We start from the raw sequence: 10,843 nt of genomic DNA, 5'->3' as shown, positions 1-10,843 counted from the left end.
GACACCGCTGGGCATCAGGCAACCCGCGTCATCGTTGACGACCATCGCGGGCAAGCCACGCTCCCACAGGATTACAGCCTTGGGTCTTCGGTTCTGACGATGAACACGGAGCTCTCGTGATCCGCTGAAATATGGCTGCCCCCCTTGAGCCAGATCAGCTTGCCCGCCGCTTCCGCATCCTGGGCCGCGCGCAAGGCCGGGTAGCCGATCAGCCCTGGCAGGCTCTCGGGGACGAAGGCGTCCTTGGCGCTTTCGTGAATGTGCATGCGCCTGCCATGCACACGATGCAAGGTCATGTAGAAGACAAAGTCATGCCCGGTGCGGCGGAACACCAGGGCGGCATAGGACGGGGCGTCGGTCGGTTCGAACACGCTGTAGCCATTGCGAATCAGCAGCTCACGCATGAAGCGTTTGAGTTCATTGGCATGCTGGGTGCTGAGAAGGTAATCCCACTGACGGTGGAATTTGTGCGGTGTGTAGGCCAGATGCACCAGAGGCTGATCGGTGGGCGTTGGCAGGCCGAAAATCCGGGACGTCCCCTTGCCGGCGGTTGTCCGAATGACCGGCAGCATCAACAGCGGATCGACCAGTTCCGGCCGGGGTGAGAGATTCCGGGTTTTCCAGTCATTGAACACTTGCCGCAAGGTCGTCAGCCCGGCGTTGGTGGCAGTCTCGGACCTGTTGGCCAGGGCAAACTGTCGCCGGGCGACGTTCAGCAGGGAGATTTCCGAGAGTTCGGGAAAGTAGCTGGCGACATAGTCAGTCAGGGTTCGATCGAAGGGCAGGCCCGGATCGATTTCCCAGTGTCCGCTCGATGGCACCTGGATGGCGCCCCGGGGTTGTTGTTCGGGATCGCGCTTGAGCAGGTCCTGGAACAGATCGAAACCGTAGATCGGGTGCGACGGGTTCTTGATGTAGGCAATCGGATGGTCCGCTGCCGCATCAATCGGCACCGTTTTATAACGAACCCCGTCGACGGTGATGTCTGCGGCTGAGTAGTGTCGGGCCTCGATGCCCCAGTCTTTCCAGGGCCCTGTGACGGTATTGCCGGGCTGAACCTGCCGCCATTGGAGCGTTCCCTCCACGCGCTCCAGACGCGGACCGGAAGGCACCAGTTCCGACGGTTGCCCCGCACGCCAGTGTCCCTGCGGATCGCTGGCCAGCAGCACCGTGCCGCCGTCCACGAGATCGACATATTGGCGCCCCTGGATAATCGAGCGCAGACCGGTTTGCGGGTCGGGCGCGGGCAGTCTTTCCACCAGTTTCGGTGGCAGGTAGTAATGACTGATGGGAGGTTCGACGGTGGTGCGGCTGATCGGCGTCTCGTCCGGCAGGTCGATGATGTCAATGGTTGGCGGCCGGGTTTCCGGTGGGTGGCTCGGGTCCGGCAGCGACGGTCGCAGTGGCAGGTCGGGAAGATCAGTCAGCCCGTGGCCGGGAAGCCCGGGCAGAATGTCAGGGCCGGTTTCGCGCCTGCCGGGTGGGTTCACGTCGGTCGAACCGGGGTTTTTCGGGTGATGGGGGGTTTTGGGTCTCATGAAATCAGTGCTCTTTAAAGTGTCCGGGGAAGGGGTTCTCGCCGGCCAGGCCGGCGAGAAAAGGGCAGGGCTCAACCTTCCCTGACGATAAAGACGGACCCGACTCCCGAGGACGTGGTCTGCACGCCGCCCAGCAGCCACACCACCCTGTTCTGGTCGTAGGCGGTGCGCAGCCTCTCGTGCGCGGCCTCGCCGATACGCGATACCAGATGCGGATCGGACAACTCATCACCCGACGGTGCCATCTGTCTGATGGTCTCGCCGTTGACATTGCCCAGCTTCAGGAAGAACACCCGGTCATGGTTGGCGCGGGTGAACACCAGTGTCGGTCCGCGGTGGTCGCTGGACATTGGAAAAACGTCGTAGCCATTGCGCACCAGCACGGCGATGAGCAATTGCTTGAGGTTGTAGTTGGAAGGATCGATGACGAAGTTGTTCCACTGCGCGGCGAATCCCTCGGGGGTGAAATCCAGGCGTCGCAACGCAGCGTTGGCGTCGGCGGGCAGCAGGGTCATCCAGACGTTGTTGGCGCTTCGGGTGCGGGGAATGATCGGTAGCATCAATAGCGGGTCAGCCAGTTCCAGGCGAGGAATGCTGGCGCTGGTGTTGTCGGCCCAGTTGCGAAGCGTCTGCTTCAACACGGCCAGGCCGCGGCTGTCGATCACTTCGGAATGATTGGCCCGGTTGAAAAGCGATCTGGCGACCGTGGTCAAGGACGTCTGGGACAAGTCTCTGTAGGAATTGGCGACGTAACCTGTAAGGGGCCTGTTGAAGGGAAAGCGATCTTCGAGAACCTGCCACTGACCGTCTCTTTTCAACGCCCATCTAGGTTGCAGAGTGGGTTCGTCATGCAGCATCTGTTCGAAAGCCTCATAGCGCGCCGGTGAAAACCTTGGATGTTGCAGGTACGCGATGCTGTGGCTCTGCGGTGATCCATTGGGCACCAGCGGATAGTGAAGGCCGTTGATTTCCAGGGACTCTGAGGCAAGCGGTCTGGTCGAACTGCCCCAGTTGCGCCATTGCGCCGCCGACAAATCCAGGGGAGCCAGGTGTTGGGCCAACTGGTCGCTGACCCGTGCGGCCTCCCCGGAAGACGAGTCGGCGCTTTCATCCACGCGAGGACGCTTGCTGGCGCTGGGACCAGCCTGTTCGTCGACGACTTTCCTGCGCCAGAAGGGCGTGTTGCCGATTCGTTCCAGTACCGGCCCCGAGGCCACCAGTTCGGTAAGCAGCGCGGCCCGGTACTCGCCATCGGCGCCAAGGCGGACCAGGGTGATCCCTTCGTTTTCGATTTCCGCGTAGATCGTCTGCCGTTTGCCGTAGCGCAGGCCATCGAGGTCGGCGGCGGGCAGGTCCCTGGCGAGGAAGTCCGGCAGAAAACTGAAGCCGGTGCGGGTGCCGGTGTTGCTGACAAACTGCCCGGAGAGGGGAATGTCAGCCACTTCAAGCTGCGGCTGCCGGGGGACGTTGTCGGATTCGCCTTCGGTGGGTCTGCTGGTTGATGGGCCTTCGGCGCCGGGAATCTCGGGAAGACGGCCGGGCAGTCCGATGTCGGGTATTTCCCGGCGCGGTGGTGCTCCGTCATCGGGGCTGTTCGGGTTGTCCGGTGTATTGGGTTTCGTGACTTTCTTTGGTGGCTTCATGTAATGACTCCTTTCATTAACGTGAATCAGGCAATGGGTTGGTCTTGCGTCCATGGATAGATTTGCTCGAACAGCAGATCGACCGCATAGGTCATGCCCGAGGAAGTGGTGACGTGGATTTGCTCGATGGGTGTGTCTTCGTTTTCGTAGTGCGGCAGATAAACCAGGGTTCGGCCGATCAGCAGTTTGTTGTCCTGCAACTTGATGTCAGCCAGGTCGGTATGCCTTGAGTGAAAGATCCAGGTCGAGGCATTGGAGGTTTTGTCCCGCGCGCCCGGGGTGGAAATCCGCAGGGTGCTGTCTGCATGAAAATGCACGTGGTAGGTCGAGCCCTTGCCTTCGAGCGTCGCCACCGTGTTTTGCGGGCGAGCCGGGAACTCGACACGTTGCGCGCGAGCTTCCAGCACGATCGGCCGGCTGTCTTCAGGGGCGAGCAGCAGGTAGTTGCCGGCGCGCTTTTCCAGCATGTGCCGGCCATCGAACCATTTGACGCCGGGGTTTGTGACGTCATCCAGATAGTTGGGCGAAGGCAGCTTGATCCGATAGGACACGCCGTCGCGCAGGACCAGGTTGAAGGTCTGGTTCAACGCCAGGCCCTTTACCGCATACGAACTGCCACGCACGTTCGTGTAAGTGTCGGACGCAGCCGTAGCAAGATTCCTGATTACGACGGTCTTCTCTTTGAAGCGCAGTTCCAGATTGAACAGGCCGTAGTCCAAGTAATGGGCGCTGTTGCGCTCGTTGACTTCAACCGTGTAAGCGGCCAGGGCCTGGATCAGGTCGCCGCTGTCGCAATCGATGTGCAGTGTGTGGACGTTCTTGTCGTCTCGTTGGCTGATGTTGATGACACTGTGCTGGATATCGCGGTGGATGAAGCAGTGGGAAGCCTTGCCGGGCAAGGTTTCATGCACGGGGCTATTGAGAATCAGCGGCGCCGGGCGAGTGCCCTTGGCCAGAATCAGTGCTTCGATGGTGTGATGTTCGCTGCCGGTCAGTTCAGCGGGAAAGTCCGGGGTCAGCTGGAAACCGTCCTGGGTCAGCAAGCGCAGTTTCTGTTCCTGGAGCAGGCGTTTTCCCGCGACTGTCTTGTAGATGTCCTTGATGATCAGCCGTTGCTGCGGCCACTCGCCGTCGTCTCCACAGAGCGAGGAAATCACCAGCGAAGTGTCTTCGATCGACCATTTCTGAATGCGCTCGAAGGGCCAGTCCATGATGATCAGGCTCTCGTCCTGCGGATCTTCGGTGATGGTGACGGTGCCGCTTTTGTGGGCCACGAAGTAGGTGTCCTTGCCGGCACCGCCGGTGGCGTGACCGTAGCCGCCCATCAGGTAGATCGTGTCATCTCCGGCGCCGGCATCGATTCGGTCGTGGCCTCGGGAGACGATGCGATTGGCGCCGGCGGAGCCTTTGATGATGTTGCTCGCACCGGCCAGGGTTTCGACGTTTTCAATGCTGGATAGCACGGTGTGGGGCGTTGTGTCGTTGTCGCTCAAAAGGCCGATGCGGCCATGCTCCAGATCGATTTCGAAACCTTGGTAGAGAGTGTCGTCGCGGCTGTCCAGCGTGCCCTGGAAAACCAGCGTGTCGTTGCCCTGTCCGCCCTGCAGACGGCTCTGGAGAAGTGAGGTTTGCTTGAGCGCCGGGACGGCCCCTTCGAACAGGAACTGGTCATCCTTGTCGCCGCCGGTGAGGTGTTTGCTGCCGGTGCCGTAGCTGAAGTGATTGGGTTTGTATTCCAGGCCCAGGACGCTGTCGTTACCGCCGCCCAGCAGCCAGAGCGTGGCTTTCGATTCTCCGTGGGTGCCTTTGACCACCCCGGAAAGATCCGCCGGAACACCGTGGCGAGCATCGATGCGGTCATCGCCGTCCTCGACCGAGGGCAGCTTGATTTCACTGGATGGCATTGATTCACGGCCTTGATCATCGCTTTCAAACCAGAACACCTGGGCGGCGGTCAGGCCCACCTGGAACTTGCCGTTGACGATGGCTTCGATGCTGTCCTTCATCTGGCCGTTCAGCCATTTGCGGGCTCGGTTGTTGAGCAGTTTCGAGTGGTGATCGGTGGCCATCGCGATGCTGTAGCGGTCGTTAATGCGTTGCGGCGGGCTCTGGTTGATGAACGCGAGAAAGCCCGTGACGAGACGTTCATCGACGCTCAACTCGATGTAGTCATCGATGTCGTCCACCTGGCGCACGGCGCTGTAGATCTGCGAACCGGTAATCAGGATGGCCGCCGCCGCAATGCCGATGGGGCCGGCGTGGGCGAAGCCGGCGAGGGCGGCTGTGCCGAGAATCAGGGTCAGGGCGGCGCTGGTGAGGTTCATGCCGGCGGCGACGTAGTGATCCAGCGCCTGCTTGCCGGTGGACCGGGAGGCGTCGTTCAGCGCCTTGACCGCGAAATAGATATCGAAGGGCAGGGTCAGCACGCCGGCGATCAGCCCGGCCGCCCGCGACAGGTGCAGGCCGAACCTTGTCCCGGCAAAACCCTGATAAACGAGTGCGCTGCGTTCGATCAACTCTTGGGCGGTTTTGATCAGGCCCAGTTCGATGACCAGTGATCCGACCTCGGTTACCACCGCACCGGCACTGACCACCGCTTCGGTGCGATCGCCGCGCTTGATGGCGTCGGAAATACCCATCAGGCCGCTGTAGATCCCGAACGCCTGGAGCCCGACGCCCATGCTGTTCACCACTTTGCTTTTCTGCCGGTTGACCCAGCCGGGGACGTTTTCCGGCAGACGGGTATCGACGACATCCAGTTTCTGCGCGGCTTGCAGCAGCCTGTCGAGCTTTTGCGTGTGGATGCCCTGTGCCTCGCTGAACAGCGGCGGAGCGTTGACCGAACGCTGGGTGGCGATCTCGAACAGCAGGGTCGGCAGGGTGTAGTCGCCCGGTTTGCCGCTGGCCCAGATGCGCTGTTCGACGTCGACGGGGTTGAGCTTCAGCCCATCGATGAAGGCCTGGGGCGGGCGGCGGAAGTTGCTGTTGCCGATGTCCAGCGGCGCACCGTCGACCGTGGCGTTCATGAGGTGCAGTTCGGTGCGGGTGACGGTGAAATGGCCGATGGCGAGCGGGCCGTAGTGATGGTCCAGGGCTCGCAGCACGCGCTCGCGCTTTTTCGGGGAGCGCGGGGGTTGTGGATTGATGGTGCTGTCGCCGTGGGCGCGGATGAAATCGACGATTTCCTGGTCGGCGTTGTTCAGGGAAGGGGGATCGACGTCGGAGATTTTTACCGGTTCGTCATCGGTGATGGGGAAAAGTTGGGACATGGGGGCTTCCTGGTTCGGCGTGGGGGAGGGTGCTGAACTTTAGGGAAGCGTGGTGGGCTGGATGCGATAACTATGTAAGGCGAGTATTTCCGAGGGTGACGATTTTCAAACTGTAGGAGCGAGCATGCTCGCGATGAACCCAAGAACGCCGCGGGGTATCAGGAACCCAGCGTCATCGTTGACGACCATCGCGAGCATGCTCGCTCCTACAGGGGCTGGGTGTAACCGATTAGTGGCCGCTAAGTAGCGAAGCCGACCCCGCCCCACCAAACAACCCGGCACTGATCCGGTTGAACCAGCTCTGGCCCTTGCCCGTGCGCAGGTACCGTGCCGCACCGTGGGCGCCGAGGCCGTAGGCCAATTTGCACAGCAGATCCAGCACCGTCCAGGTCGCAATCATCACCAGCAACTGCGGCAGGAACGGTTGCTCGGCACTCAGGAACTGAGGCAGGAAGGCTGCGAAAAACAGAATGTCCTTGGGGTTGCTGCCACCCAGCATGAACGCCCGGCCGAACAAGGCACGAAAGCGTGGCACCGGCGCTGCCTCAGGCACTTCGGCGCCGTGGGAAGGCAGGCGCGATTGTTTCCAGCTTTGCCAGGCGAGGTAGAACAAATATAGGCCACCGACGATTTTCAGGGCACTGAACAACTGCTCCGACGCCAACAGCAACGCACCGAGCCCAAGAGCAGAAGCGCTCAACAGGCAGATCGAGGCGAACACGCCGCCGAGGAACGCCGGGTACGAACGGCGCAAACCGTAATTCAGACTGTTGCTGATCATCAGCAAGGACAGCGGCCCCGGGATCAGGATCACTACCAGCGCAGCGCCGCTGAACAGCAGCCAGGTTTCCAGACTCATCACTTTCCTCCATTTGCACAAAAGCCTCACCCGACGGGGTGAGGCTGTTTTGAATCGTGTCCGACTTACAAGAAGATGAACTTGGCGATGAAGATCGCGCAGAGCACCCACAGGCTGACGGAAATTTCCTTGTACTTGCCGGTACCGGCCTTCAGCGCCACATAGGTGATGAAGCCCAGGGCGATACCGTCGGCGACCGAGAAGGTCAGCGGCATCATGATTGCGGTGACGATCGCCGGAATGCTGTCGGTGGCTTCGTCCCATTCGATGTGGGCCATGCCGCCCATCATCAGCATCGCAACGTAGATCAGTGCGCCGGCGGTGGCGTAGGCAGGAATCATCCCGGCCAGCGGTGCGAAGAACATGGCTGCGATAAATAGCACGCCCACGGTCACGGCGGTAAGACCGGTGCGACCACCTGCGGCTACACCCGCGGCACTTTCCACATAACTGGTGACCGGCGGTACACCGACCACGGCACCGAACACGCTGGAGGCGCTGTCGGCCTTCATCGCACGGGAAAGGTTTTCGATGCGGCCGTCAGCGCCTACCAGGTTGGCGCGCTGGGCGACGCCCATCAGGGTGCCCGCGGTGTCGAACATGTGCACGAAGAGGAACGCCAGGACCACGCTGATCATGCTGACGTTGAACACGCCGGCGACATCCATGGCCATCCAGGTCGGGGCCAGGCTCGGCGGGGCCGACATGATCCCTTCGTAATGCACCAGGCCCAAGCCCCAGCCGGCCAGGGTCACGGTGATGATGCTGATGAGGATCGCGCCGAATACCCGGTGATAGCTGAGAATCGCGATCATCAAAAAGCAGATGCCGGCGAGCAGCGGACCTGCCTCGTGCAGCGAGCCGAGTTTGATCAGGGTGGCCGGGCTATCGACGACGATGCCCGCGGTTTTCAGACCGATCAGCCCCAGGAACAGGCCAACGCCGGCGCCCATGGCGTGACGCAGGCTGACCGGGATGCTGTTGAGCAACCATTCGCGGATCTTCGAGAAGGTCAGGATCATGAACAACACACCGGACACGAACACCGCGCCGAGGGCGGTTTCCCAGTTGTAGCCCATGGTGCCGACCACGGTGTAGGTGAAGAACGCGTTCAAGCCCATGCCCGGCGCCAGGCCCACCGGCCAGTTGGCGTAGAGGCCCATCAACAGGCAGCCCAACGCGGCGGCGATGCAGGTGGCGACGAACGCCGCGCCATGATCGATGCCGGCGTCGGCCATGATGTTGGGGTTGACGAAGATGATGTAGGCCATCGTGATGAAGGTTGTCAGACCGGCAATCAACTCGGTCTTCACCGTGGTGCCATGCAAGCTGAGTTTAAACAGGCGCTCCAGCAAGCCAGTGCGTAAAGGCGGCGAGAGATCCAGCGTCGATGCTTCGGATTTGCGGCTTTCCACAGCGAGTACTCCTCAAGAGTTTTATTTTTATTTCCAGGGCCGGATCCCGAGGGGTGGCAGCGGCCCTTTGAGGTGCTTGCGAATTTGTTGACTCATTGGTCAGAAACTCGCACGAAGTGGATTATGCTTTTGTATACAAAGAAAGCAAATAATGTTTTTGATTTTGTCGACGAAAGTTTTGTCGATTGGGATATATCGTTTGTTCAAAAGGCACCTGTAGGAGCTAGCTTGCTCGCGATGGTCGTTAACGATAACGCTGGCTGCCTGATACCCCGCGGTGCCTGAAATTCCATCGCGAGCAAGCTAGCTCCTACAGAAGCGGGCTTTTGCCCAAAGCCAGATTCACCGCCAACCACCCATTCACCGCCGCCTCCCCGGCCTCGGCAAACACGCGCTCCAGCAATTTCACCTGCTCCCGACGCAGCGCCTGTTCGAATCGCGCACCTTCATCGGTCAACTCCAGCAGCCGCTTACGCTTGTCCGTCTCGGACGCGACGCTGTTCACCAGGTGCATTTCCAGCAACTGCCGCAACGGCATGTTCAACGCCTGTTTGGTCACGCCGAGCAATTCCAGCAGCTCCTTGACGCTGAGATTCGGGTAGCGGGCGACGAAAAACACGATGCGTTGATGCACCCGGCTCAGGCCACGGCGTTCGAGCATTTCGTCGGCCTTGGCGGTGAAAGCCTGGTAGCCGAAGAAAAACGCTTCCATGGCCTGTTGCTGGGAATTCGGGTTTTTAAGGTCAAGCATGTTGACGTATCCGCTCGGGCTGTCGTAATTTCGGTCAACAAGTTTGACTCATTTTCCTCATGCCTCGCTACCGGTGATCCCCATGGCTTTTTCCGAACGTGTCTCGCGCCTTAAAAGTTCTCTGATCCGTGAAATCCTCGCCGCCGCGCAACGCCCGCAAGTGATGTCGTTCGCCGGTGGTCTGCCGGCCGAAGCCATGCTGCCCAAGGTCGAGTGGGACCAGATGCCTGTGTCCATGGGCCAATACGGCATGAGCGAAGGTGAGCCTGCACTGCGCGAGGCTTTGGCAGCCGAGGCGCGGTCTCTGGGTTTGCCGTGCGAAGCGAGTCAAGTATTGGTGGTCAGCGGTTCCCAGCAAACCCTCGATCTGGCGGCCAAGCTCTATATCGACAAAGGTACGCAGATCGTCCTCGAGGCCCCGACCTATCTGGCGGCGTTGCAGATCTTCCAGCTGTTCGGTGCCGACTGCGTGACTGTCCCGCTGGAGGCCGATGGCCCGAACCTCACGCAATTGCGCTCGTGTCTGGAGCAACATCGCCCGGCGTTCATCTACCTGATCCCGACGTTCCAGAACCCGTCGGCCGTGCGTTACAGCGAGGCCAAGCGCGAAGCGGTGGCGAGCCTGCTCGATGAGTTCGGCGTGACTCTGATCGAAGACGAGCCGTACCGCGAACTGACGTTCGATGGCGGCAGCGCCAAACCGATTGCCGGGCGCCTGAAGAAGTCCAGCTGGATCTACACCGGCACCGTCTCCAAAACCCTGTTGCCGGGTTTGCGCGTGGGTTACCTGATCGCCAGTCCGGACCTGTTCCCACACCTGCTAAAGCTCAAGCAGTCGGCGGATCTGCACACCAATCGGGTCGGCCAGTGGCAAGCGTTGCAATGGATCGGCAGCGAATCCTATCGGCAGCATCTGGGTGAGTTGCGCGGCTTTTACCGGGAACGCCGCGATGCGTTTCAGGCGGCGCTGCAAATGCACTTTGACGATCTCGCGGACTGGAACATGCCCCAGGGCGGGCTGTTTTTCTGGCTGACGCTCAAGCAACCGCTGGATACGCGGACCTTGCTCAATGCGGCGCTGGCCAATGATGTGGCGTTCATGCCGGGCGAGCCGTTCTTTCCGGATCCGGATAACAACCACGGGCACCTGCGGCTGAATTTCAGCCACATCGATCCGGCGCGGCTGGATGAGGGGTTGGGGCGATTGGCGGCGGTGGTGCGCCAGGCACAGGCGGCGCAGGCGGCCTGAGGGGAGAAATGAATAAACCGGCTGTTGCGGCCGGTTTATTTTTGGGTGGGATTTGTGGTGTCTGGGCTGACGCCTTCGCGGGCAAGCCTCGCTCCTACGGGAGGATCGCTATTCCTGTA

General features: G+C 60.8%; 7 protein-coding genes. 1 reads left to right on the top strand and 6 read right to left on the bottom strand.

Annotated features, from left to right (window positions below; all coding sequences use genetic code 11):
• Positions 1-71: 71 nt before the first annotated feature.
• From ACW9JE_RS24470 to ACW9JE_RS24445, 6 genes are all read right to left on the bottom strand, one after another.
• The gene (locus tag ACW9JE_RS24470; protein ID WP_457434193.1) at positions 72-1,538 is read right to left on the bottom strand and encodes a hypothetical protein; all 1,467 of its coding nucleotides are present in this window, start codon (positions 1,536-1,538) and stop codon (positions 72-74) included.
• A 71-nt stretch (positions 1,539-1,609) separates the two neighbouring features.
• Positions 1,610-3,181 (bottom strand): hypothetical protein, encoded by a 1,572-nt coding sequence (locus ACW9JE_RS24465; protein WP_457434192.1) that lies wholly within the window; start codon positions 3,179-3,181, stop codon positions 1,610-1,612.
• Positions 3,182-3,207: 26 nt separating this feature from the next.
• Complete coding sequence (locus tag ACW9JE_RS24460; protein ID WP_457434191.1) at positions 3,208-6,450, bottom strand: calcium-binding protein; 3,243 nt, start codon at positions 6,448-6,450, stop codon at positions 3,208-3,210.
• A 229-nt stretch (positions 6,451-6,679) separates the two neighbouring features.
• Positions 6,680-7,309: a LysE family translocator gene (locus ACW9JE_RS24455; protein WP_457434190.1), complete on the bottom strand. Its 630-nt coding sequence runs from the start codon at positions 7,307-7,309 to the stop codon at positions 6,680-6,682.
• Positions 7,310-7,374: 65 nt separating this feature from the next.
• The gene (locus ACW9JE_RS24450) at positions 7,375-8,724 is read right to left on the bottom strand and encodes an NCS2 family permease (RefSeq protein ID WP_224540537.1); all 1,350 of its coding nucleotides are present in this window, start codon (positions 8,722-8,724) and stop codon (positions 7,375-7,377) included.
• A 310-nt stretch (positions 8,725-9,034) separates the two neighbouring features.
• Complete coding sequence (locus ACW9JE_RS24445; protein WP_224540535.1) at positions 9,035-9,475, bottom strand: MarR family winged helix-turn-helix transcriptional regulator; 441 nt, start codon at positions 9,473-9,475, stop codon at positions 9,035-9,037.
• A gap of 82 nt (positions 9,476-9,557) precedes the next feature.
• Here ACW9JE_RS24445 and ACW9JE_RS24440 point away from each other — a divergent pair, with 82 nt between their 5' ends.
• Positions 9,558-10,724: an aminotransferase-like domain-containing protein gene (locus tag ACW9JE_RS24440; RefSeq protein WP_224540533.1), complete on the top strand. Its 1,167-nt coding sequence runs from the start codon at positions 9,558-9,560 to the stop codon at positions 10,722-10,724.
• Positions 10,725-10,843 lie beyond the last annotated feature (119 nt).

The sequence above is a fragment of the Pseudomonas sp. SDO55104_S430 genome (assembly GCF_054070595.1).
The sequence above is the reverse complement of the archived record's forward strand: the minus strand, read 5'-3'. Positions and strand labels throughout refer to the sequence as shown.